The sequence below is a fragment of the Streptomyces sp. R-07 genome, assembly GCF_049913175.1.
In the GTDB taxonomy this organism is placed as follows: domain Bacteria; phylum Actinomycetota; class Actinomycetes; order Streptomycetales; family Streptomycetaceae; genus Streptomyces.
Genome location: NZ_CP183978.1, coordinates 297702 through 319011, shown reverse-complemented (window position 1 = coordinate 319011; position 21310 = coordinate 297702). Strand labels below are relative to the sequence as shown.

Annotated in this window: 22 protein-coding genes and 1 pseudogene; 10 read left to right on the top strand and 13 right to left on the bottom strand. The window is 74.1% G+C overall.

The features are described 5' to 3' along the window. Nucleotides 1–42: 42 nt before the first annotated feature. A complete protein-coding gene (locus tag ACN9M0_RS01695; RefSeq protein WP_366037748.1) occupies nt 43–819 on the bottom strand; it encodes a class I SAM-dependent methyltransferase in 777 nt (258 codons plus the stop codon). A 78-nt stretch (nt 820–897) separates the two neighbouring features. On the opposite strand from ACN9M0_RS01695, the gene ACN9M0_RS01690 reads away from it, so the two are divergent. From ACN9M0_RS01690 to ACN9M0_RS01680, 3 genes are all read left to right on the top strand, one after another. Further along, nucleotides 898–1881 (top strand): hypothetical protein, encoded by a 984-nt coding sequence (locus tag ACN9M0_RS01690; protein WP_426402975.1) that lies wholly within the window; start codon nt 898–900, stop codon nt 1879–1881. Next, entirely contained in the window at nt 1878–2159 is a 282-nt protein-coding gene (locus ACN9M0_RS01685) for a helix-turn-helix domain-containing protein (protein WP_426402974.1), read from the top strand. The genes ACN9M0_RS01690 and ACN9M0_RS01685 overlap by 4 nt, the downstream gene beginning before the upstream one ends. 158 nt (nt 2160–2317) lie before the next feature. Further along, the gene (locus tag ACN9M0_RS01680) at nt 2318–3517 is read left to right on the top strand and encodes an alpha-hydroxy-acid oxidizing protein (protein WP_426402973.1); all 1200 of its coding nucleotides are present in this window, start codon (nt 2318–2320) and stop codon (nt 3515–3517) included. Here the strand turns inward: ACN9M0_RS01680 and ACN9M0_RS01675 are convergent. Both ACN9M0_RS01675 and ACN9M0_RS01670 read right to left on the bottom strand, forming a co-directional pair. Then, nucleotides 3480–4757, bottom strand: a complete 1278-nt coding sequence (locus ACN9M0_RS01675; RefSeq protein ID WP_366037745.1) for an FUSC family protein — start codon at nt 4755–4757, stop codon at nt 3480–3482. The genes ACN9M0_RS01680 and ACN9M0_RS01675 overlap by 38 nt on opposite strands. A gap of 217 nt (nt 4758–4974) precedes the next feature. Further along, nucleotides 4975–5172: pseudogene (locus ACN9M0_RS01670) on the bottom strand (aldo/keto reductase); the annotation flags it as partial. A 143-nt stretch (nt 5173–5315) separates the two neighbouring features. On the opposite strand from ACN9M0_RS01670, the gene ACN9M0_RS01665 reads away from it, so the two are divergent. Continuing rightward, entirely contained in the window at nt 5316–5918 is a 603-nt protein-coding gene (locus tag ACN9M0_RS01665) for a TetR/AcrR family transcriptional regulator (protein ID WP_366039649.1), read from the top strand. A 210-nt stretch (nt 5919–6128) separates the two neighbouring features. Next, nucleotides 6129–8030, top strand: coding sequence for a CocE/NonD family hydrolase C-terminal non-catalytic domain-containing protein (locus ACN9M0_RS01660; RefSeq protein WP_426402972.1), 1902 nt, complete (start codon nt 6129–6131; stop codon nt 8028–8030). A gap of 55 nt (nt 8031–8085) precedes the next feature. On the opposite strand, the gene ACN9M0_RS01655 is transcribed toward ACN9M0_RS01660, so the two are convergent. The 3 genes from ACN9M0_RS01655 to ACN9M0_RS01645 form a co-directional block, all read right to left on the bottom strand. Further along, entirely contained in the window at nt 8086–9450 is a 1365-nt protein-coding gene (locus ACN9M0_RS01655; RefSeq protein WP_426402971.1) for an NtaA/DmoA family FMN-dependent monooxygenase, read from the bottom strand. Further along, nucleotides 9447–10568, bottom strand: coding sequence for an LLM class flavin-dependent oxidoreductase (locus ACN9M0_RS01650; RefSeq protein WP_426402970.1), 1122 nt, complete (start codon nt 10566–10568; stop codon nt 9447–9449). Before ACN9M0_RS01650 ends, ACN9M0_RS01655 begins: the two co-directional genes overlap by 4 nt. Nucleotides 10569–10682: 114 nt before the next feature. Continuing rightward, on the bottom strand, nt 10683–10802 hold the full coding sequence (locus ACN9M0_RS01645) for a putative leader peptide (protein WP_366042911.1): 120 nt from the start codon (nt 10800–10802) through the stop codon (nt 10683–10685). A 240-nt stretch (nt 10803–11042) separates the two neighbouring features. On the opposite strand from ACN9M0_RS01645, the gene ACN9M0_RS01640 reads away from it, so the two are divergent. Then, nucleotides 11043–12230: an alpha/beta hydrolase gene (locus tag ACN9M0_RS01640; RefSeq protein WP_426402969.1), complete on the top strand. Its 1188-nt coding sequence runs from the start codon at nt 11043–11045 to the stop codon at nt 12228–12230. An 18-nt stretch (nt 12231–12248) separates the two neighbouring features. Here ACN9M0_RS01640 and ACN9M0_RS01635 read toward each other — a convergent pair whose 3' ends face one another. From ACN9M0_RS01635 to ACN9M0_RS01620, 4 genes are all read right to left on the bottom strand, one after another. Next, the gene (locus ACN9M0_RS01635) at nt 12249–12833 is read right to left on the bottom strand and encodes a nucleosidase (RefSeq protein WP_366042263.1); all 585 of its coding nucleotides are present in this window, start codon (nt 12831–12833) and stop codon (nt 12249–12251) included. Between the two features lie 72 nt (nt 12834–12905). After that, a complete protein-coding gene (locus ACN9M0_RS01630; protein WP_426402968.1) occupies nt 12906–13115 on the bottom strand; it encodes a DNA-binding protein in 210 nt (69 codons plus the stop codon). Between the two features lie 59 nt (nt 13116–13174). Next, nucleotides 13175–14566 (bottom strand): VWA domain-containing protein, encoded by a 1392-nt coding sequence (locus ACN9M0_RS01625; protein WP_426402967.1) that lies wholly within the window; start codon nt 14564–14566, stop codon nt 13175–13177. Between the two features lie 101 nt (nt 14567–14667). Then, nucleotides 14668–15537, bottom strand: coding sequence for an AAA family ATPase (locus ACN9M0_RS01620; RefSeq protein ID WP_366042266.1), 870 nt, complete (start codon nt 15535–15537; stop codon nt 14668–14670). A gap of 182 nt (nt 15538–15719) precedes the next feature. Between ACN9M0_RS01620 and ACN9M0_RS01615 the strand changes: the two genes are divergently transcribed. Then, complete coding sequence (locus ACN9M0_RS01615; RefSeq protein WP_426402966.1) at nt 15720–16910, top strand: PP2C family protein-serine/threonine phosphatase; 1191 nt, start codon at nt 15720–15722, stop codon at nt 16908–16910. 136 nt (nt 16911–17046) lie between these two features. Further along, nucleotides 17047–17412, top strand: coding sequence for a luciferase family protein (locus tag ACN9M0_RS01610; RefSeq protein WP_245727810.1), 366 nt, complete (start codon nt 17047–17049; stop codon nt 17410–17412). Between the two features lie 22 nt (nt 17413–17434). Here the strand turns inward: ACN9M0_RS01610 and ACN9M0_RS01605 are convergent, their stop codons facing one another. Then, nucleotides 17435–17926, bottom strand: a complete 492-nt coding sequence (locus ACN9M0_RS01605) for a PaaI family thioesterase (RefSeq protein ID WP_366042268.1) — start codon at nt 17924–17926, stop codon at nt 17435–17437. A gap of 98 nt (nt 17927–18024) precedes the next feature. Between ACN9M0_RS01605 and ACN9M0_RS01600 the strand changes: the two genes are divergently transcribed. Together ACN9M0_RS01600 and ACN9M0_RS01595 are read left to right on the top strand one after the other, a co-directional pair. Further along, nucleotides 18025–18501 (top strand): winged helix-turn-helix transcriptional regulator, encoded by a 477-nt coding sequence (locus ACN9M0_RS01600; RefSeq protein WP_366042269.1) that lies wholly within the window; start codon nt 18025–18027, stop codon nt 18499–18501. A gap of 125 nt (nt 18502–18626) precedes the next feature. Continuing rightward, a complete protein-coding gene (locus tag ACN9M0_RS01595; protein WP_366042270.1) occupies nt 18627–19484 on the top strand; it encodes a YhjD/YihY/BrkB family envelope integrity protein in 858 nt (285 codons plus the stop codon). A gap of 3 nt (nt 19485–19487) precedes the next feature. Here ACN9M0_RS01595 and ACN9M0_RS01590 read toward each other — a convergent pair whose 3' ends face one another. Further along, complete coding sequence (locus ACN9M0_RS01590; RefSeq protein WP_366042271.1) at nt 19488–20330, bottom strand: ABC transporter permease; 843 nt, start codon at nt 20328–20330, stop codon at nt 19488–19490. Next, complete coding sequence (locus ACN9M0_RS01585; protein WP_366042272.1) at nt 20327–21235, bottom strand: ABC transporter ATP-binding protein; 909 nt, start codon at nt 21233–21235, stop codon at nt 20327–20329. The genes ACN9M0_RS01590 and ACN9M0_RS01585 overlap by 4 nt, the downstream gene beginning before the upstream one ends. Between the last annotated feature and the right edge of the window lie 75 nt (nt 21236–21310).

Genomic DNA, 21310 nt, shown 5'->3' with positions numbered 1-21310 from the left:
GTCCTTCACAGTTCTATACGTCAGCCCCTCAGGGGCCGTACGTCAGCCCTTCGAGCCCCGTACGGAAGGCTTGCGCGCCTCGATCAGGGTCCGCGCGGAGTGGGCCACGAACGGCCCCTCCGCGCGGATCCGCGCGTCAAGTTCGCGCAACCGGGGCAGCTGCCCCTCGACCGTGAACCCCGGCACGATCCAGATCACCTTGCGCAGGAACCAGACGACCGCGCCGATGTCGTGGAACTCCATGCGCAGCCGCTCGGTGCGCACGTCCACCACATCCAGCCCGGCCGCACGCGCCCCGGCGGCCTCGTCGTCGGGGTGACGCCCCCGGGCCGCCTCGGGCTGCGGCCCGAGGAACCACTCGACGAGCTCCCACACACTGGCGGGGCCGACGTGCTGGGCGAAGTAGGTGCCGCCCGGTCGCAGGACGCGGGCGATCTCCGCCCACCACACGGTTGCCGGATGCCGGCTGGTGACGAGGTCGAACGCGGCGTCACCGAACGGCAGCGGCGGCTCGTCGGGATCCGCGACGACGACCACGCCCCGGGGGTGGAGCCGCGCGGTGGCCCGGGCGATGTTCGGCGGCCACGACTCGGTCGCCGCCATCGTCGGCGGGAGCACCGGGACCCCGCCCAGGACCTCCCCGCCGCCCGTCTGGATGTCGAGTCCGGCCGAGGCGGTCGCCAGCCGCTCGCCGAGGAGCCGGTGGTAGCCCCAGGAGGGCCGCTCCTCGCTCGCCCGTCCGTCGAGCCAGGAGAAGTCCCAGCCGTCGACCGAGGCCGCGGAGGCTTCCGCGACGAGCTCTTCGAAGGTGCGTGTCATCCGCTCATGATCGCGGAGCCGCCGGGGCACCGCACCCCTGTTTCGACCCGCCCCTCCGGGCTGGCGACAATGACCCGCATGGACGAGGACCACCGGGCCGCGCGGACCGAGCTCCTGGCCGGGCTGCGGCTCGACCGGGTGGCCGCGGGGGCGGCCGCGACCGTCGGCGAGCTGCCCGCTTACCGGGTCCTGGACGAGGGGGAGACGGTCCGGGAACTCCTGGTCGTCATGGAGACGGCGCTCGCCGCACTGGCGGAGGGCCGCGCGCCCTCGGAGCGGGAGCGCGCGGAGTTCACGGACTTCGGTGCCCGCCGGGCCGACCAGGGCGTCCCCCTCGAACCGCTCCTGGAGGCCTTCCGCCTCACCTCCCGCCACGCCTTCGACGCCCTGTACGCGGCGGCCGGCCGGTACGGCGAGTCCGCCGTCGCCCTCGCGCTGACCCGGGACTTCTGGCTCTGCTGCGACCATGTGTCGGCGGCGGTCGTCGACGGCCACCGGCGGCGCGAGACGCAGCGGCTGCGGGGCGGCCGGGAACAGCGCGCTCTGCTGCTCGGCCAGTTGCTGAGCGGTGAACTTCCGCCCGAGTCGCTGCCGACGACCACCCGGCTCCTCGGCCTGCACCCGGGCGAGGACTACCTCGCCTTCCACCTCGCCCCCGTCCCCACGCAGGAGGTGGCTGCCGTCGAAGGCATGCTGCGCGAGCAGGTGGCCGCGCTGCTCGTCGAACCCGCGGGCGGGAGCTTCGCCAGTCTCGCCGAACCCGAGGCCGGTCGAGTCGGCGGTCTCGCCGATCCCGAGGCCGGCCGAGTCAACGCCGGTCTCGCCGAACCCGAGGCCGGGCGCTTCGCCGGTCTCGCCGAGTCCGGAAAGCTCTCCTCTCTGCGCCTGCCGGTCGGCCTCGGCCCCGCCCTGCCGCCGGCCCGCGCGCACGAGTCCTACCGCCGGGCCCGCCGGGCCGCTGAACTCGCCGCAGCGTTCGGACTCCGCCGCCCGGTGGCCGACGGCGAGCTTCCGCTGCACGCCGCCGTCCTCGCCCTCCCGGCACCGGTGAACAGCTCGTGATCCGCTGCTTCGGCCACACGAGCGGAAGCCGCCGCGCGACCCTCGTCCGCACCCTGGACGCCTACCTCAGGGCCGACGCGAACGCCGAAGCGGCGGCGGCCGCCCTGTACGTCCACCCGAACACGCTCCGGTACCGGCTGCGTACCTTCACCCGGGTCACGGGGCTCGACCTCGGCCGGGCCGAGGACACGATGCAGGTCTGGTGGGCACTGCGGCACCTGGAGGCGGCGGCGGCCGGGCCCGGGGGAGCGGCCGGCCGCGGAGGGGCACCCGGCTGACGCCCTTGCGCCACCGGCGTACTTGTCGGGTGCGACAAATCCGGGCCTCCCCTTCTTGGGGCCCGCTCCATGGCCACGCGCGCGCGTGAAGGGCACGGTGGTGGAGACCAGCGGGCGAGCCGAGCGCCCCGACGAGGCCCCGGAAGGGACGACGCCCCATGCCCCAGAAGTACGGCGACTACCAGACCGAGATCTATTTCAACGGGCTCTTCGGCGTCACCCCCACCCTGCCGATGACCTTCGCCGAACTGGAGACGAAGGCGAGGGCGGCCCTGCCGCCCTCGCTCTGGTCGTACGTGGCCGGCGGCGCGGGCGACGAGTACACCCAGGAGGCCAACGCCGCGGCCTTCCGGCAGTGGGGGCTCGTGCCGCGCATGATGGTCGGCGCCGCCGAACGCGACCTGTCCGTCGATCTCTTCGGCCTGAAGCTGCCGTCCCCGCTCTTCATGGCGCCCGTCGGAGTGATCGGGCTCTGCGCCCAGGACGGGCACGGCGACCTCGCGACGGCCCGTGCCGCCGCCCGTACCGGCGTACCCATGATCGCCTCCACGCTCACCGTCGACCCCATGGAACAGGTCGCCACCGCGTACGGGGACACCCCCGGCTTCTTCCAGCTGTACACCCCCACCGACCGCGCCCTCGCGGAGAGCCTGGTCCACCGGGCCGAGGCGGCCGGCTTCCGGGGCATCGTCGTCACCCTCGACACCTGGATCACCGGCTGGCGCCCCCGCGACCTCGCCGCCAGCAACTTCCCGCAGCTGCGCGGACACTGCCTGGCCAACTACACCTCCGACCCCGTCTTCCGGGCCCGCCTCGCCAAGGCCCCCGAGGAGGACCCGCGCGCCGCCGTCGTGGAATGGGCGGGGATCTTCGGCAAGCCGCTCGTCTGGGACGACCTCGCCTGGCTGCGCTCCCTCACCGACCTGCCGATCCTCCTCAAGGGCATCTGCCACCCCGAGGACGTCCGCCGCGCCCGGGACGGCGGCGTCGACGGCATCTACTGCTCCAACCACGGCGGACGCCAGGCGAACGGCGGTCTGCCCGCCCTCGACGCCCTTCCCGGCGTGGTCGCCGCCGCCGAGGGCCTGCCCGTGCTCTTCGACTCCGGCGTGCGGACCGGCGCCGACATCGTGAAGGCCCTCGCCCTCGGTGCCACGGCGGTCGGCGTCGGCCGCCCGTACGCGTACGGCCTCGCCCTCGGCGGTGAGGACGGCGTCGTCCACGTCCTGCGCTCGCTCCTCGCCGAGACCGACCTGATCATGGCCGTCGACGGCTACCCGACCCTGGCCGACCTCCGTGCGGAGGGAGCCCTGCGGCCCGTCACGACGTACGGCGCGCCCGGGCCGCGAGGGAGGTGACGCGGCGGCGCCGCTCCTCACGCGCCCGCGTGTGCCGGTCCAGCTCCTCCATGAGACGGCGACCGCGGTGATCCGGATCGAGCTCGTCGAGGACCCGGTCGATCTCGGCGAGCAGCGCGCCGTAGAACTGCCAGCGCTCCGGATCGTGCGCCGCCTCGCTCCACAGCAGCCCGGCGGCGTGGTCACGGGAGGCGCGGGCCGCGCCGAGCTCCTCGCCGAGCCGCACCTCCGCCGTCTCCGCGCCCGCGCTCGAATGCGAGGTGACCAGGTCGGCGAAGCTCACGAGGGTGTCCGCGAGGTGCCGAAGCGTCTCCCTCAGGGCGAGTCCCGTCTCCCGTCGTACGAGCGCGGCGCCGCGCTGTTCCTTCGCGAGGTCCGTCAGGGAGCGGCTGAGGACGCGCAGCACGACGGCGCAGATCTCCAGGGTGTCGAGGCCCGTGCGCAGCACGATCCGGTGCAGCAGCCCCTCCTTGACCCGCGGGTTGAGACGGAGGCTGTCCTCCGCCTGCCGGAGCGCCGCGTCGACGTCGGCGACGTCGTTGTCGAGGCGCCGCGCCTCGTGCAGCCGCGCCGCGGCCCGCTCCACGGGAGCGGGCGAGGCGGCGTCCGGGACGGTGGTCGGTTCGGGCCGGACGTCGGGGTCGGCTAGTTCCTCGCCGATGTCCAGGAGCAGCCGGCGCATCCGCCGGGCCAGGTCCACGATCGAGTCCCCGGCGGTGTCCACCCAGACCGGTGGGACGAGCACCACGTTGAAGAGCAGGCCCACGACCGCGCCGATCAGCGTCTCCAGGACGCGGTCCCACGCCGTGTCGGCGACCTGGGTGACACCGAGGACCAGCATCGCGCTGATCGCCACCTCGGGGACGAACTCCTCGACCCGGACGAAGCGGCCCACCACCAGCGACGCCAGGATGACCAGCGCGAGGCTCCACCAGGTGAGGCCGACGAGCGCGCTGAACGCGATCGCGATGAGCACGCCCACCACGACGGAGTTCACCCGCCGGAGGCTCGTCGTGAGCGTCGAGTACAACGTCACCTGGACGACGAGCAGCGCGGTGAGCGGCGCGGTCAGCGGCGCCGGTTCGGCACTGAGCTGGAGGGCGACGACGTACGAGAGCGTCGCCGCGGCGGTGGAACGCAGCGACTGCACCACGAACGGGTCCCGGCCCCAGCGCCGCCACCACCTCCATCGGCGCCAGGGGCGCGGAAGGACGTGCGGGACGGAGCGGTGCGGCGGCATGGCGTACTCCTCCTCCGGTGGTCGGCGGACCTGCCCGCCGGTGGTCGGTGGGCCCGCCCTCCGTCGGGCGAGGACCTGTGGGCGCCTGCCCGTCCCGACGCCGTCGAATCGCGATGCTCCGTGGTGCAGCCCGCCGTGGCGCGCCGACGCGCCGGAGACTCCGGCGAATGCTCGCATCCGGCGTCCGGCGTCCGGCGTCCGGCGTCCGGCGAGCGGCTCAGTCCAGGACGTCGGGGTCCGGTCCGGTGCGCAGCCCACAGTCGAGGCCCGCGATCGCCCGCATGTCCTCGGCGGAGAGGGTGAAGTCGAAGACGTCGATGTTCTCCCGGATACGGGCGGGGGTGACGGACTTCGGGATGACGACGTTCCCGAGCTGGAGGTGCCAGCGCAGCACCACCTGCGCGGCGGACTTCCCGCATGAGGGTCTCCCGGTGCGGGGGGCGTACGGACATCCCGTATTCGTTAAACGGTGATTTAAGGAATCATCCGTGGCGCGGTCAAGACCCCAGCCTGTATCTTTTGGTTTCGATTTAGCTCATGAGACGGTGGAGGGGCCCGATGGCGCGGAACAAGGACCAGGAGGCCCGGCGCGCACAGCTGGGCGAGGCGGCGGCACGGGCCCTGCTCAACCGGGGGCTCGCAGGACTCCGGCTGAGGGACGTCGCCGAGGAGGCCGGGGTGACGCCGGCAGCCGTCCTGTACTACTACGAGGACCTCGACGCCCTGATGTACGAGACCTTCCAGCAGGCCATGGAACGGTTCTGCCAGGAGCGCGAGGCGGCCGCCGAGCGGCACCCCGACGCCCGCGAGCGACTGGCGACCTGCATCGCGTCCGGCGTGGCGTCGGGCCCCCAGGACCGGCTGCCCCGACTGCTGTTCGAGTACTGGCCCCGCACGCTCCGCGACCCGAAGGCCGCCGCCCTCGACAGCGTCCTGACCGAACGCCAGATCGGCGTCTACCAGGGGATCCTCGTCCTCGGCGAGGCCCAGGGCCACTTCACCCTGACGGACCCGGCCCGTCTCGTCGCCGCCAACTTCGTGGCGATGGAGGACGGCTACCAGATGGACGTGCTCGCCGGCCGCCGCTCACCCCGGGAAGTGATCACCGCCCTGCACTCCTACGCCCGCGCCGCGACCGGGTACCTGCCGGAGTCGGTTTAGGGCCTGTCCGGCGGATCGGCGTCGGACACCCGCTGGGGGCGCCGGCCGGATCCTTCCAAACCTCGTGCCCGGGGCGGCTTGTGTCGTTGCCGCCCGGTTGCGCATCACGTGCGCCGTTCGTGCGCTCTGGTAGCCCCGTTCCCGGTACGTGAGGCTTGCGACGTCCGTCGTACGGACGGCCAGCAGCCCAGTCGAGAGGAACGGGTGCACGTGACCCAGGACAACCCCTTCGCCAACGGATCGTCCGAGGAATTCCCCGGCTTCCCGGGCATCACGGCGGGCCTCACCGCCGCCGAGGCCTCCCGCGTCGCCGGCCGCGGCCTCTGGGCCTCCGGCGGAACCGTCGACCCCGACGTCGTCCGGTTCGCCCAGACCCTGACCACCGCCCTCCTGAACGGAAACGGTGGCGAGGGTGGCTCCGAGGCCCTGCTCCCCGCGGCGCTGTCCGCACACGTAGAGGAAGTACGCGGCCTGGCCCTCCCCGCGTACCACCGCATCGAGGCCACGGACGGCATCCGCCTCTCCGCCCTCAGCCTCCGGCAGCTCGGCCCCGGCCCGCACCCGCTGGTGGTCGTCCCGGCCGGCTGGACCCCCTTCGGCTGGCCGCTGTTCCTCTGGTCGTACCTCGCCCTCGCGCGCAGGGGCTACCACGTCCTCGCCTACACGCCCCGCGGCCTCGGCATCCCCGGACTGCCCTCCACCTCCGAGGGCTTCGTCGACGTCGCGGGACCCCACGACTGGGCCGACGGCTCCGCCGTCATCGACTTCGCGACCGAGCACCTCGCCCCGAGCGTGATCGGCTTCCTCGGCGAGTCCTACGGCTCCGGCATCAGCCAGCTCGTCGCCGCCCACGACGACCGCGTCGCCGCCGTCGTCGCCCTCAGCACCTGGGGCAACCTCGCCACCAGCCTGTACGACCACGACACCCGCCACCTCGCGGCCGTGAAAGCCCTCCTGGCGCTCACCGGCGGCCCGGTGGAGACCAAGTTCGACGAGGCGAACCAGGAGGTCCTGGCCGACTTCCTGGCCGACCGGAACCTCGAAAGGGTCGTCGAGTGGGGCCGGCTGCGCGCCCCCGAGTCGTACCTCCACCTCACCAACGACAACGAGACCCCCACCTTCCTCTCCAACACCTGGCACGAGGGGCTCTTCGCCGTCAACCAGCTCCTGGACACCTTCGAGGGCCTGGAGGTCCCCAAGCGGCTCAACCTCTGGATCGGCGACCACGCCGCGCCCGAGGGCCCGGGGCTCATCGGCACGGAACCGGGCAAGGCCAACCTCCCCATGGCCGAGGCGTACGCCTGGCTCGACCACCACCTCAAGGGCGAACACAACGGGGTGGAGGACTGGGAACAGGTCTGCGGCCAGGTGATGTTCACCTATGTCACCGAACCCGTCACCGACCCCGGCACCGGCGAGCCGACCGGCGAGAACCGGATCGTCGAAGAGGCGTTCCGCGAGAGCCGCGCCGACTGGAGCCGGGTCACCACCGGCGTCGAGGTCTTCGGCCTCACCGGCGACGGCGCGGGCGGCACCGACGGCCTGCTGCTCCCCGCGGGCGAGACGACGGCTCCGTCCGAGGTCACCGGCTGGCGCCGCGCGTTCCTCGCGGGCGTGGACACCGAGGCCACCGTCATGGACGCGCTCATGAAGACCGGCCAGGCGGAACGGGCCGGCAACCCCAAGACCTACGACACCCGCAAGATCGACCGGCGGCACGCCCTCGCCTGGACCACCGCACCCCTCACCGCCCCGGAAGGGAGGGGAACGGCCGGCCGCCGGATCCGGGGCATCCCGCGGCTGCGCCTCACGGTGCGCTCCACGGCCGCCTCCGCCTGCCTCGTCGCCCACCTCTTCGACGTCGCCGAGGACGACACGGCCCGGATCATCACCCACGAGCCGCTCAACGTGTACGGGCTGACGCCCGACCAGGACCGCACCGTGACGTGGCGGCTCCAGGCCGCCGCGTACGACATCGCCGCCGGGCACCGGCTGATGCTGGTCGTCGACAGCAAGGACCCGCTGTACGGGGACGCCTCCGTCACCTGGACGCAGACCGTCGTCACCTCCCCGGACGGCGCGCAGGCCTTCCTGGAACTGCCCCTGGGCTGAGGGCCGTACGGCGCGGTCGGGCACCCGGGTTCCCCGGGTGCCCGACCGCGCGGTGTCACCCGACCGGCGCGAGCCCCAGATGCTCCCGGAGCGTCGTCCCCGTGTACGCCGTCCGGTACGCGCCCCGTTCCTGGAGCTCCGGCACGAGCAGCTCGACGATGTCGTCGAGTCCGTCCGGCACCAGGTACGGCGAGATGTTGAAGCCGTCGACGGCCCCGTGCCGGGCGAACCGGACGAACTTCTCGGCCAGACCCGCCGGGGTGCCGACGTGCCCGCGCTGCGGACCGAGCTCGATGACCGTCTCGCGCAGCGACCAGCCGTTGGCCCCGGCCTTCGCCCGCCACTCGGCCACCACCTCCCGCGGGTCGTCCACCCACCGGGTCCCGAACCTCCCCTTGTCCTGCGCGACCACCGGATCCTCGGCCGGCAGCGGCCCGTCCGCGTCCCGACCGGACAGGTCGAAGCCCCACAGCCGGCTCGCGATGCCGAGGGCCACCGCGGGCGTGACCTGTTCGAGCCGGACCCAGCGGGCCTTCTCCTCCGCCTCCTTCTCGGTGGCCCCGATGACGATCTCCGTGCCCGGCAGGATCCGCAGGGCGTCCTCGGGCCGCCCGGCCGCCCGCAGCCGGCCCCGGACGTCCTCGGCGAAGGCCAGCGCGTCGTCGAAGTCCGTACCGTGTGCGGAGAAGACCACGTCCGCGTTGCGGGCCGCGAAGTCCCGGCCCTCGGCCGAGTCGCCCGCCTGGAAGATCACCGGATGCCCCTGCGCGCTGCGCGGCAGCGTCGGCGCCAGATCGACGTCGAAGTGGCCGGTCCGCGACCGTACGCGGCCCACCGCACCCGGCACCGACCAGGAGCGGGCGTCGGCGGACCCTGCGACCGCGCCCTCGGCCCAGCCGTTCCACACGGCGCGCGCGACGGACAGGAACTCCTCGGCGCGCCGGTAGCGGTCGGCGTGGTCGAGGAAGCCGCCCCGGCGGAAGTTCTCGCCGGTCCAGGCGTTGTGGGTGGTGACCACGTTCCAGCCGGCCCGCCCGCCCGAGAGCAGGTCGAGACCGGCGAGCCGGCGGGCGAGGTCGCCCGGCTCGTTGAAGGTGGTGTTGGACGTGGAGACCAGCCCGATCCGCTCGGTCGCGGCGGCGAGCGCCGACAGCTGCGTGATCGAGTCCGGGCGGCCGGCGACGTCCAGCTCGTGGATGCCGCCCTCCGACTCGCGCAGCCGCAGGCCGTCCCCGAGGAAGAACGCGTCGAAGAGCCCGCGCTCGGCGGTCCTCGCCACCCGCAGGAAGGACGCCGGATCGATCTGGGAGCCGCTGGACGGGTCCGACCAGATCGTCCAGTGGTTGACGCCCTGGAAGAACACCCCGAAGTGCAGCTGGGCGTCCGGGCGCGGCACGTCGTTCACATCGGCGCGGGTCATCGGCTCTCCTCCCGGACGCGCGCGGCGGCACCGTCGGTCGTGAAGCGGCTGAGGGGCCGGGGGAGGCCCAGGGAGGTGCGCAGGGTGGTGCCCGGCAGCGGGCGGGCGGCGAGGCGGCGCACGAACAGCTCGGGCAGCACGAGCCGGGAGAGCACCGCCAGGTCCTCGTCGAGGACGAGCGGTCGCAGCCGCACCCCGTCGACCCGGCCGCCGAGCTCCGCCAGCAGGTCCACCAGACCGGCCGCCGGGCCGGCGTACCGCAGCCGATCCGGGTCTGCCTCCCACGGGGCGTACCGCTCCAGGTCGGCGATGCGCTCCCGGGCCGTCTCGCCCGGGGTGTCGAGGGCGACCTCGATCTCGGCGAAGGCGAGCGGCGCGCCGGCGGCCTCGGCCGCCTCGGCCGCCTCGGTCGGCGTGGCTCCGCCGACCAGTGCCACATCCACGAGGCCGGCCGGGACGAGACCCGGCCGGGCGAGGACCACGGGCCGGCCCTGCGGCGGGCGCGGAACGATCGACGGGCCCTTCACGGAGTACGTCTCCCCCGTGAAGTCCACGGCGTGCAACCGCGACCGGTCCAGATAGCGGCTGGTCGCCACCGACCGGATCACCGCGTCGTCCTCCCACGAGTCCCACAGGTCCCGTACGACACGGAGGCCGTCACGGGCCTCGCGGGCGAGCGACTCGGCGCCCTCGACGGCCGGCCGCCCCCAGGCGCGCGCGGCGGCCGGATCCTCCTCGACGTCCACCACCCAGCCGGCCCGGCCCGCCGAGACGTGGTCGAGCGAGGCGAGCTGGGAGGAGACGTGGAACGGCTCGGCGTACGTGGTCGCCACGACCGGCGCCACACCGAGGACGCTCGTCGACGCGGCCACGAACGCGGCCCGTTCGACCGCGCCGATCCGGCCCACGGGACCGGAGTCGCTCCCGTCGCCCGGCGGCAGGATCGAGTCCTCCAGGGTGACCAGGGTGAACCCGGCGTTCTCGGCGGCGGCCGCCACCCGGGCGAGCCGACGCGGGGTCAGCAGTTCGCCGGGGGAGTGCGCGGCACGGCGCCACGCGGCCGGATGGGCACCGTCGCCGTCGATCTCGACGGCCAGGTGCAGGGCAGGGCGGGGCATGGGAGTCCTTCCGAACGACAGGGACGCGCGACGGCACGGCAGCGGTGCGGGGCACGGCTGCCCGGGGCCGGGCGACGGGACGTCACGGGACGCGCGGACCCACGCGGGGCGGGGTCAGGCGCGAGGGGAAGGACAGATGGCCGAGGAGGTGCGGCAGAGGTCGACGTGCCGGCGGCAGACGAGGCGGGCACGCGAACGGGCGGGGACGTGCGCCGTGGTGATCGCTGCGAGCACGTGCGCCTCCCCCCGGTTCCGGTCCCGTCCACGTGCGCGGACGGCGACACCTCACCATAGGCAGGCGGCCTTCCGCACTGTCAAGGTCGTCCCGACGGCCGGGACGTCAGGACGGGGCGGGGGGAGCGGAGTTGGGGCCGACAGCCCAGCTCGGCCGGGTCCCGTGTCAGACCCTGGGCTGACCGAAGGTGGGCCCGTGGACGGACGCGCGGGGTTGCCGCCGGCGCCTAGCGTTCCCGCATGATCCGATTCACCAGGGCGGCCGCGGCCGCCGTTCTCGTCTGTTCCCTCGCCTTACCGGCCGGTGTCGCCACGGCGGCGGCCGGCCCGCACACGGCGACCGCCGGCACCGCCTCCTCCGTGGCGCCCCCGCAGGCGGCACGCCCCGCGACGCTGCCGGCCCCCACCGGGCCGTACGCCGTCGGCAGCGCGGTCCTGCCGCTGGTCGACCACGCCCGTACCGACCCCTGGGTGCCCACCGCCGACGGCCGCGCGCTCATGGTCACGCTGCACTACCCGGCCGCCCACCCCGGCGGCGGCCGCCCCGCCCCGTACGCCACCCGGGAGGAGGCGCGGCTGCTCGCCGAACAGCTGTCGCCCGACGTCTCCGGCGACGTGCTCGCCCGCACGCGCACCCACAGCAGGACCGACGTCCGGCCCGCGCCCGGCCGGCACCCCCTGGTGCTGCTCTCGCCGGGCTTCAGCGTCTCCCGCTGGACGCTCACGCATCTCGCCGAGGACCTCGCCTCACGCGGCTACGTCGTCGCCTCCGTCGACCACGCCTACGAGTCGTACGGCATCAGCCTCCCCGGCGGCCGCACCCTCACCTGCGTCGCCTGCACGGCCCTCGACGAGGGCGGCGTGCACGGCAGTGTGGTCACGTCGACCCGCGCCGCCGACATGCGGTACGTCCTGGACCGGCTCACCGGACCCGCGTCCGTCCGGCCGTACGCCGACATGATCGACGCGCGCCGCGTCGGCATGGCCGGCCACTCCATCGGCGGGGCGAGCGCGGCCACCGCGATGGCGGCCGACCCGCGCATCGACGCCGGGATCAACATGGACGGCTCCTTCTGGGAGGACCTCCCGGCGGAGGGCCTGCGGGGCCGCCCGTTCCTGATGCTCGGGACCCACGACATGCATCAGCCGGGCGGGCGAGACACCAGCTGGGACCGGACGTGGACCGCGCTCGACGGCTGGAAGCGCTGGATCACGGTCGCCGGATCCGAGCACTTCACCTTCTCCGACGGCCCCGTGATCACCCGTCACTTCGGCCTGCCCCAGCCGGAGCTGCCCACCGACCGGGCCGTCGCCGTCACCCGGACCTACGTCGCGGCCTTCTTCGACCAGCACCTGCGCGGCATCCCGCGCCCGGTCCTGGACGGCCCGACGCCCGCGAACCCGGAGGTCCACTTCCAGCACCGCTGAGACACACCCGGACGGGGGTCAGGCGCGGTACGGGGTGTTCGCCTCCGCCCAGTCGGCCAGTGCCCGCGCGCACTCGGCGACCGATTCGCGCCAGGTGCGCGCGGCACCGTCACCGGCCTCGTCGCTGACGTGCTTCACGATGCGCAGCGGCACCCCGGCCAGCTCCGCGGCCGTCGCGAGCGCGTACCCCTCCATGTCGACCAGCGGCGCCCGCTCCGCGAGCCGGGCCCGGGCCGCCTCGTCCGAGATGAAGGCGTCCCCGGTGGCCAGGACCACGTCACCGCCGTCCGGCAGCGTCAGCGGCGCGCCGTACGTCTCGCCCGTCAGCGTCGCGAGGAGGCCGCCGTCGAGGTCGTGCTGGAGCACCGTGCCGACGATGTGCGTCCCGGTCCAGCCCGGCCGCAACGCCCCGGCGGTCCCCAGGTTCACGATCCCGGACGGCCGAGGGCCCCGGGCGAGGACGGTCGCGAGCGCGGTGGCCGCGTTCACCTTGCCCATGCCGGTGAGCAGGACGGGCAGCTCCGTGTCGAGGAACTGCGCCTCCTCCTTGACGGCGAGGACGAGCAGGGGACGGTCGGCCGTGATCTCTCCCAAGAGTTCCATGGAGGCCACGCTAGTTCGAGGGCCCGCCTGTCGTACAACCGGGCGGGAGTCGGCCCAGGTACGGCGCGGGGCTCAGCCCAGTGACTGTCCTTGCTCCGCCAGCGCCTCGCCCAGCACGCGCAGGGCCTTCGGGCCCACGCCGTGCAGGGCGGCGAGCTCGGACGCGGGTACGTCGGCGAGCTGGGCGAGCCGCGTGTACCCGGCCGCGACGAGCGCGCGGGTCGCTGGCGCGCCGATGCCGCGCGGGAGGTCCGTCTCGGGTGCGTCCGATGCGTCTGCCATGGACCGATCGTGCCACGCGGGGGAGCGCGAGGCCGCTCGACGCCTCCCCGGGCCCGTTCTCACACCGGCAGCAGCCGCCCGATCAACGCCCCCAGCTGACGGGCGTTGCGGCACGGGCGCATCTCCACGAGTTCGGCGTAGGCGGGGGCCACCGAATCGCCCGTGCCCCACAGCGAGGGCTGCTCGGGATTGAGCCAGTGGACCCGGCGCGCGCGGGCCGCGACGAGCCGGAGCGCCGCGAGGTTCGGGTCGGCGCCGTTCGTGCGGGCGTCGCCGAGGACGAAGACCACCGTGCGCGGACCGATCGCCTCCGCGTACCGCTCGGCGAACTCCCCGAGTGCCGTCCCGTAGTCGCTCTGTCCGTGCCAGCCGGTCAGCTCCGCCTCCGCGAGGATGCGGTCGCCGAGCCCCGCCGGGTCCGCCGCGCCCCGCGCGATCAGCCCGGTCACCTCGTCCACCCTGTTGACGAAGGCGAAGACCCGCACCCGGCTGAACTGGTCGTGCAAGGCCTGCACGAGCAGCATCGTGAACTGCGCGAAACCGGCCACCGAACCCGACACGTCGCACAGCAGGACCAGCTCGGGACGACGGGGCCGACGCCGTCGCAGGACCGGGCGCACCGGCACGCCCCCGGTCGACAGCGACCCGCGGAGCGTCCGTCGCAGGTCGATCTCCCCGCGCGCCGCCCAGCGCCGCCGCGCCGCGAGCCGGGTGGCCAGCTTCCGCGCCAGCGGCCGTACGGTACGCCGCAACTCGTCCAGCTGCGCCCGCCCTGCCAGCAGGAAGTCCACGCTGTCCGCCGTCCCCGCGACCGCCCGGCGCGCGACCAGGTCACGGCCCTGCCGCTCGGCCACGCGCCGCCGGGCCTCGGTTCGCACGCGCTCCCGGAACGCCTCGATCCGCCGCCGGATCTCGTCGTCGAGCAGCCGCTCGGTGAACTCGGGGTCCCCGGCCGCCGCCCGCAGCCGGTCCCGCACCCGGGCGAGCAGCGTCTCGGGGCGCAGCCGGGAGAGCGTCTGGTACGAGGACCAGCCGTCCGACTCCGGTCCCGAGCCGAACCCGCCGAACCCGCCCACCGCCTCGGCGGCCAGCCGGTCGAGCGCGGCGCCGTCACCGGCGGTGAGGGCCTCCGCGAGCCGGTCCCGGAGCGCCGCGAGGTCCGCGGCGGTGTTCTCGTACGCCTCGGCCGATCCGGGAGCGCCGCCGAGCGGGAAGTAGAGGTCGAAGACCTGGTCGAACACCGTGCGCCGGCCCTCGCCGTGCAGCAACGTCGCCGCCAGCGCCTCCCTGACCCGCTCCCGGTCGGTGAAGCCGACCGCTTCGAGCGCGAGGCCCGCGTCCACGGTCTCCCCGGTGCCGATCCCGAACCCGTGCGCGCGCAGCGCCGCGACGAGCCCGGTGAGCCGCACCGCGGCCCCGGCCTTCGCAGCGGTCCCGGCTGCGTCTGTCACGCCCGCCGTGTCCGCGGTGCCCGCCGTGCCCGCTGCGTCCGCCGTGCCCGCCGTGCCCGCCGTGCCCGCCGTGCCCGCCGGGCCCGCCGTGCCCGCCGGGCTCACACCGCGTCCAGGTCGAGCTTGGCCGCCGCCTTCACGATGTCGTCCTGGTGCTTGAGGAGGACGCCGAGGGTCTCGCGTACGACCCGCTCGTCCAGCCGGTCCGCACCGAGCGCGAGGAGCGTGCGGGCCCAGTCGATCGTCTCCGACACGGACGGCACCTTGCGCAGGTCCATCGCCCGCAGCGCCCCCACGACCCGCACGACGGACGTGGCGAGCGCGGCGTCGAGGCCGGGCACCTTGAGGGTGACGATCCGGCGTTCCAGCTCCTCCTCGGGGAAACCGATGTGCAGGAAGAGGCAGCGCCGGCGCAGCGCCTCGGAGAGCTCGCGGCTCGCGTTCGACGTGAGCACGGTGAACGGCCGGCGCGTCGCCGTGATCGTGCCCAGCTCGGGCACGGTCACCTGGAAGTCGCTGAGCACCTCCAGGAGCAGCCCCTCCACCTCGACGTCGGCCTTGTCGGTCTCGTCGATGAGGAGCACCGTCGGCTGCTCGGAACGGATGGCGGTGAGCAGCGGCCGGGGGAGCAGGAACTCCTCGCCGAAGATGTCCGTGCGCGTCTCGTCCCAGGACTCGCCGCGCCCGGCGGTGATCCGCAGCAGCTGCTTGGCGTGGTTCCACTCGTACAGCGCGCGGGACTCGTCGACCCCCTCGTAGCACTGCAGCCGGACCAGGCGCGCCCCCGTGACCTCGGTGACGGCCTTGGCGAGCTCCGTCTTGCCGACGCCGGCAGGGCCCTCGACGAGCAGGGGCTTGCCCAGCCGGTCGGCGAGGAAGACGGTGGTGGCGACGGCCGGCGACGCCAGGTAGCCGGTCGTGGCGAGCCGTTCGGCGACGTCGTCGACGGAGGTGAAGAATCCGGTCGTCATGGCTGTCCCCCGGGGAAGCGGAATCTCGTACTGGCCAGTAGCCTCAGCTGTACTTGATCAGATCAGGCACCACCGCACAACCGTCCCGCGCGGGCTCCGTGCCGCGCGCGAGGCGGCGGGCGCTGGTGCAATGGGGGGGACCGGGTACGCCACCCGGAGGCCCGCACGGCGGTGGAGGTGTCGTGGCGGAACGGGACGAGGCCCTCCTGACCAGGGCACGGGCCCTGGAGCAGGCGATCGGCGAGATCGGCACGACGCTCGACGAGACGACCACCTGCCGTGAACTCGCGGCCTTTCTCGCCCGCCACCTGCACGCCTCCGTCACGGTCGACCTGCTCGACGATCCGGGAGGCCCGGTCCGGCGCGCGGCGTCGGCGGGAGCGGCGGACGGCGGTGTCCGCCGTGCGGCGTCGGCAAGAGCGGCGGACAGCGCTGGGGTCGGTGCCCCCGGTCCGGCCGGTCGCGGCGAGGACCTCGGCGGCAGTCACGACCCCAGCCTCGCCGTCCCCCTCGCCGTCCACGGCGAGGATCCCCTCGGGACGGCGATCGTCACGCGCCCCGGTGGCCCCGGCTTCTCGGCCGACGAGGTCGCGGTCCTCCGGCACACGGCCCGGCTCGCCGCCCGGCACCTCGGTCACGCCCGTCGCCTCGCCGCCACCGAGGACACCGCCCTGCACCTCCAGCGCGCCCTCGTCGCCGAACCCGGCCGGCCGCACCCCAACCTGGAGATCGCGGGCGGCTACCTCCCCGCGGGCCCCCGCGCCCTCGTCGGCGGCGACTGGTTCGAGACCGTACGGCTCCACTTCGGCCGCAGCCTCCTCGTGGTCGGCGACGTCATGGGCCACGGGCTCGACGCGGCCGTGGACATGAACGCCTACCGCACGGTGCTCCGCGAGGTCGCCGCGACCGATCTGCCGCCGCACCGGGTGTTGCGGCATCTCGACTCGGTGGTCGCCGAGGACGAGGCCCGCCGCCCCGCCACCTGTCTGCTCGTCCGGGTCGACCCGGCCCGTGGTGCCGCCACCTTCGCCAACGCCGGGCACATGCCGCCCGCCGTGTTCGGCGCGGACGGCTCCGCGGAGATCGTCGACCTTCCGGTGGGGCCACCGCTCGGCACCGGCGTCGGGGGCTACGAACCCACCACCCGCTCGCTCGCCCCGGGCGAGACCCTGCTGATCTTCACCGACGGTCTGGTCGAACGGCGCGGGGAGGACATCGACGTCTCGCTCGCCCGCCTCGCCGCGCTCCGGCTCACCGCGGGCTCCGGCCCCGAGCAGATCGTCGAGGAAGTGCTCCGTCGCCTCGACGCGCACCACGCGGAGGACGACGTGGCCGTCCTCGCGGCCCGCATCCGCGCCCGCCCGGGATCGTGACACAGAGTCACACGCTCCCCACGCGTCGCGGTGACGCACGGTCACACCGCCCCCGCCGACGACCTGTTTCACCCCTCGACGGGATTCTTCCGGCAGGACGCTTGTGCGTGGCCCCGGCGCCCGGCACGCTCCTCGTATGAACACGGCCAGGCATGCCAGTGAACGTCTGATGAGCTGGCCCTCGCTGACCCCCGGCCGCGCCCATTGCGGCGCCGAGCTCGGACTGGGCACCGGGACGCAGGAGATCGTCCACTTCCACGGCGAACACGAGGCGGACGTCCACCTCACCCGCGCCATGGTCGCGAAGCTGCGCCCGGCCCTCCTCGGGTCGAGCGCGGTTCGGCTGCGGGCCGGATCGGGCTGGGTGACGGTCCGTCTGGACATGGGCTCGGACATCGACCTGCTCGCCACTCTGGTGAGCGCCGCCCTCCAGGCCAACGGCGTCCCCGACGTCGCCCCGGACGGCTGCACCCGCACCCGCCCGGTCCCCGGCACCCGCTGACCCCGGTCGGGACCCCGTGTCCTTACGAGGTCACCGGGAAGAGCATGCAGGTGCTCGTCGCGTGACCGAGGAGCCGGTCCTCCGCGTCGTACAGGCCCGCCTCCGCGAGTGCGGTGCGGCGCCCCTGCGAGAGCACCGTGCCGACGGCCCGGATCTTGCCCGTGTCCATCGTGACCGGGCGGAGGAAGCGGGTCGACAGGTCGAGCGAGGTGTACGCCATGCCCTGCGGGAGCGTGCTGTGCACCGCGCAGCCCGCGGCCGAGTCGAGCAACGTCGCGTAGACCCCGCCGTGCACGCTCCCGATCGGGTTGTAGTGCTCCTCGCCCGGTTCGAGCGCGAACACCGCGCGCCCCGGCTCGACCTCCTCCAGGGTGAATCCGAGCAGCGCGGCGATCGGCGGCCCGGGCAGCCGGCCCGCCACCATCTCCCGCAGGAAGTCGATGCCCGTCATCGACATCGCGGCGCGCGCGGTGGCCCCGGCGTCCTCCCACTCGACCGTGCGTGACCGCCCCATCACCGTTCCATTCCGTCGACCCTCTGACTTTGTACGGCGAAGCTAGCTTCCGTGTCCGCTGACTGTCAACGACAGAGTCAGGTGGCTACAGTGGGCGGATGAACTGGCTGGAGACGGATACGGAGAACTGCCCGGTCCGCCGTGCCCTGGACGTCGTGGGCGAGAAATGGAGCCTGCTCATCCTGCGGGAGGCCTTCAACGGCGTCCGCCGGTACGACGAGTTCCGCCACCACCTCGGCCTCTCGGAAGCCGTCCTCGCCGACCGCCTCCGCAAGCTGGTCGCGGCCGGAGTCCTGCGCAGCGAGCCGTACCGCGAACCCGGCGCCCGCACCCGCCACGAGTACCGCCTCACCCGCAAGGGCGTCGACCTCTGGCCCGTGCTCCTCGCCCTCAAGCAGTGGGGCGACACCCACGCCGCCGAACCCGAGGGCCCCGTCCTCGACATCCGGCACACCGACTGCGGCGCCCCCGTCCGCGTCGTCGTCCAGTGCGAGGGTGACGAACTGGCCGTCCTCACGCCCCGCGACGTCACCGTCCGCCCGGGCCCGGCCGCCCGCCCGCGCCACGCCGGCTGACGCTCCACCAGACCCGCGCGCATCCGCCCGCGCCCGCATCCGCGGGCCGGCCCCCACACCCGTCCGCCACCCGTTCGGCCGCACCCTTGAGATGTCCCGGCGCCCGGCCGGGTACCTCACCAGGCATGCCCTCCTCACCCGGTCCGCCGCGCGACGGTGCCCCCGCCGAACACGGCCACTGGTTCGTACGACTCCACGCGCGCGTCCTCACCTCCTCCGTCGGCCTCGCCTGGAGCCGCGGCCGCGCCATGGAACTCATGCACCGCGCCATGGGCTTCGCGGCGCTCAGCCTGCTCACCCTCGTCCCCCTGCTCATCGTCGTCGCCGCGGCCGACCTCGCCAGCGGCCAGGGCTTCGCCCGCTGGCTGGTGCAGGGCCTCGGCGTCACCGACGTCTCCCAGGAGGAGGTCGAACAGCTCTTCGGCCAGCCGGGACAGGCCCTGCAACGCACCACGGCCTTCGGCCTCGCGGCCCTCGCCGCCTTCGGTGTCACCTTCGGATCCGCCGTACAGACCGGGTACGAGCGGGTCTGGGACCTCCCCACCGCCCGCTGGCACACCATGTGGCGGCACGTCGTCTGGCTCGCCGTCCTCGTCGCGTCCCTCCTCCTCTTCGTCGCCTTCCCCACACCCGAGAACGCTCCGGCGGGCGTCACCACCCTCGTCGCCCTCGGCGACGTCCTCGGGGCCTTCCTCTTCTTCTGGTGGTCCCAGCGCTTCCTGCTCTGCGGCCGCATCCGCTGGCGCGCCCTCGCCCCCGGCGCCGTGCTCACCGCGCTCGGCCTCTTCGGACTGCGGATCTTCTCGCAGCTCGTCTTCTCCCCGCTGATCGCCTCGAACGCCGTGACGTACGGCCAGTTCGGCACCGTCCTCGTCCTCCAGTCCTGGCTCGTCGGCGTCGGCTTCGTCGTGTACGGAGGCGCCCTCGTCGGGCGCCTCGTCCACGAACACCTCGTCCGCCGCCGGCTGCGGCGCCCCCTGTGACCCCTACTGGTCCCGGCGCCGCACCGCGAGCACCGTCACCGCCGCCCCGCCCAGCACCCACAGCGCGTACACGAGCCACGCGCCGCCCGTCGACCAGGGGAACAGCTGTCCGACGGGCGGTCCCGCGTCCCCGAGCCGCTGCCAGGCGTGCAGCGGTGTCGCGTGGGCGAGCACCGCCGTCAGACGACGCCGGTCCGTGAGCACCGCGGGCAGCAGCAGGAGCACGACCACCGCGCCGACGATCGAGGTCGCGCTCTTCCGCAGCAGCGCGCCGAGCGCCATCCCGGTCACCGCGCACACCGGGGCGAGGAGGGCCGAGGACACGACGATCTGCATCGCTCCCGGGTGGGTGATCGGAAGCCCCAAGCCCCGGGCCGACAGCACCGCCTGCGTCGACCAGAACGAAGCGCCCGCGACGACCGCCCCGAAGAGGGTCTGCACCACGGTGACGACGAGCACCTTCGCGGCCATGAGCGCGCCCCGGGCCGGCACCGCCGTGAACGTCGTACGGATCAGCCCGCTGCCGTACTCGTTGACCACGGCGACCGCCCCCATGGCGCCGGAGGCGAGGATCAGGATCAGCGCCGAGTTGTACGTGAAGGCGTCCCACAGCGCCATGTCGTTCGCCGCGAACTCGGCCCGGCTCGCCGCGTCGTACTGGAGCCAGTAGCGGTAGTGGTCCCACGCGGTGCCGAGGTTGAAGGCGACCACGGCGAGCGCGCCGAGCAGCAGCGACCAGCCGGTCGAGCGCAGCGACCACAGCTTCAGCCACTCCGACCCCACCAGGTCACGGAACCGGGCACGGGGCTCCACCACGGTGGCCACGGGAAGATCGAGGGTCGTCATCGGGCGTCTCCTGCCAGGTACTCGACGCTGTCGGCGGTCAGTTCCATGAACGCCTCCTCCAGGGAGGCCGTACGGGTGGTCAGCTGGTCCAGCAGGACCCGGTGCTCCAGGGCGAGCTCGCCGATGCGGGCCGCCGAGAGCCCGGTCACCGTCAGCAGACCGGCCTCGGTCTCGACCTCCGCCCCTTCCCGGAGCAGCAGCGCCGTGAGGCCCGCCAGGTCCGGCGTGCCGACCGTCACGCTCAGGCGTCTGCCCCGCGCGGCGAAATCGGCCAGGCTCTCCGCCGCGATCAGCGCGCCCCGGCCGATGACCACCAGCTCGTCCGCCGTGTGCTCCATCTCCGTCATCAGATGACTCGACACGAACACCGTGCGGCCCTCCGCCGCGAGCCGCCGGAACAGGCCCCGCACCCACTTCACGCCCTCCGGGTCGAGGCCGTTCAGCGGCTCGTCGAACAGCAGCACCGGCGGGTCGCCGAGCAGGGCGCCGGCGATGCCGAGCCGCTGCCGCATGCCCAGCGAGTACCCGCCGATGCGGCGCCTCGCCGCCCCCGCCAGACCGACCTCCTCCAGGACCTCGTCGACCCGGGACAGCGGGATGCGGTTGCTGCGCGCCAGGACCGCCAGATGCGCCCGGGCGGTCCGGCCGCCGTGCACGTCCCCGGCGTCGAGGAGCGCGCCGACGTGCCGCAGTCCGCGCGGCCGGTCCGCGAAGGGACGGCCGTCGACCGTCACCGACCCGCTCGTCGGTGTGTGCAGTCCGAGGACCATCCGCAAGGTGGTGCTCTTGCCCGAGCCGTTGGGGCCGAGGAATCCGGTGACCCGGCCCGGCCGGACGGTGAAGGTGAGCGCGTCGACGGCGGTCGTGGCGCCGTAGCGTTTGGTGAGTTCACTGACTTCGATCATGGGCACCACCGTGCCGTGCGGGCCCCGCTCCGGGCATCGGACCAGCACGGACAATCGACGGCGGGCCCTGTCACC

What these genes read in the sequence shown, in the direction of transcription:
- ACN9M0_RS01675 (WP_366037745.1), bottom strand. Translation starts at nt 4,757, where the DNA reads ATGCCGCCGCACCGCTCCGTCCCGCACGTCCTTCCGCGCCCCTGGCGC.
- ACN9M0_RS01610 (WP_245727810.1), top strand. Translation starts at nt 17,047, where the DNA reads ATGAACACGGCCAGGCATGCCAGTGAACGTCTGATGAGCTGGCCCTCG.
- ACN9M0_RS01600 (WP_366042269.1), top strand. Translation starts at nt 18,025, where the DNA reads ATGAACTGGCTGGAGACGGATACGGAGAACTGCCCGGTCCGCCGTGCC.
- ACN9M0_RS01650 (WP_426402970.1), bottom strand. Translation starts at nt 10,568, where the DNA reads ATGCCCCGCCCTGCCCTGCACCTGGCCGTCGAGATCGACGGCGACGGT.
- ACN9M0_RS01665 (WP_366039649.1), top strand. Translation starts at nt 5,316, where the DNA reads ATGGCGCGGAACAAGGACCAGGAGGCCCGGCGCGCACAGCTGGGCGAG.
- ACN9M0_RS01630 (WP_426402968.1), bottom strand. Translation starts at nt 13,115, where the DNA reads ATGGCAGACGCATCGGACGCACCCGAGACGGACCTCCCGCGCGGCATC.
- ACN9M0_RS01635 (WP_366042263.1), bottom strand. Translation starts at nt 12,833, where the DNA reads ATGGAACTCTTGGGAGAGATCACGGCCGACCGTCCCCTGCTCGTCCTC.
- ACN9M0_RS01590 (WP_366042271.1), bottom strand. Translation starts at nt 20,330, where the DNA reads ATGACGACCCTCGATCTTCCCGTGGCCACCGTGGTGGAGCCCCGTGCC.
- ACN9M0_RS01620 (WP_366042266.1), bottom strand. Translation starts at nt 15,537, where the DNA reads ATGACGACCGGATTCTTCACCTCCGTCGACGACGTCGCCGAACGGCTC.
- ACN9M0_RS01690 (WP_426402975.1), top strand. Translation starts at nt 898, where the DNA reads ATGGACGAGGACCACCGGGCCGCGCGGACCGAGCTCCTGGCCGGGCTG.
- ACN9M0_RS01680 (WP_426402973.1), top strand. Translation starts at nt 2,318, where the DNA reads ATGCCCCAGAAGTACGGCGACTACCAGACCGAGATCTATTTCAACGGG.
- ACN9M0_RS01605 (WP_366042268.1), bottom strand. Translation starts at nt 17,926, where the DNA reads ATGGGGCGGTCACGCACGGTCGAGTGGGAGGACGCCGGGGCCACCGCG.
- ACN9M0_RS01695 (WP_366037748.1), bottom strand. Translation starts at nt 819, where the DNA reads ATGACACGCACCTTCGAAGAGCTCGTCGCGGAAGCCTCCGCGGCCTCG.
- ACN9M0_RS01585 (WP_366042272.1), bottom strand. Translation starts at nt 21,235, where the DNA reads ATGATCGAAGTCAGTGAACTCACCAAACGCTACGGCGCCACGACCGCC.
- ACN9M0_RS01595 (WP_366042270.1), top strand. Translation starts at nt 18,627, where the DNA reads ATGCCCTCCTCACCCGGTCCGCCGCGCGACGGTGCCCCCGCCGAACAC.
- ACN9M0_RS01655 (WP_426402971.1), bottom strand. Translation starts at nt 9,450, where the DNA reads ATGACCCGCGCCGATGTGAACGACGTGCCGCGCCCGGACGCCCAGCTG.
- ACN9M0_RS01640 (WP_426402969.1), top strand. Translation starts at nt 11,043, where the DNA reads ATGATCCGATTCACCAGGGCGGCCGCGGCCGCCGTTCTCGTCTGTTCC.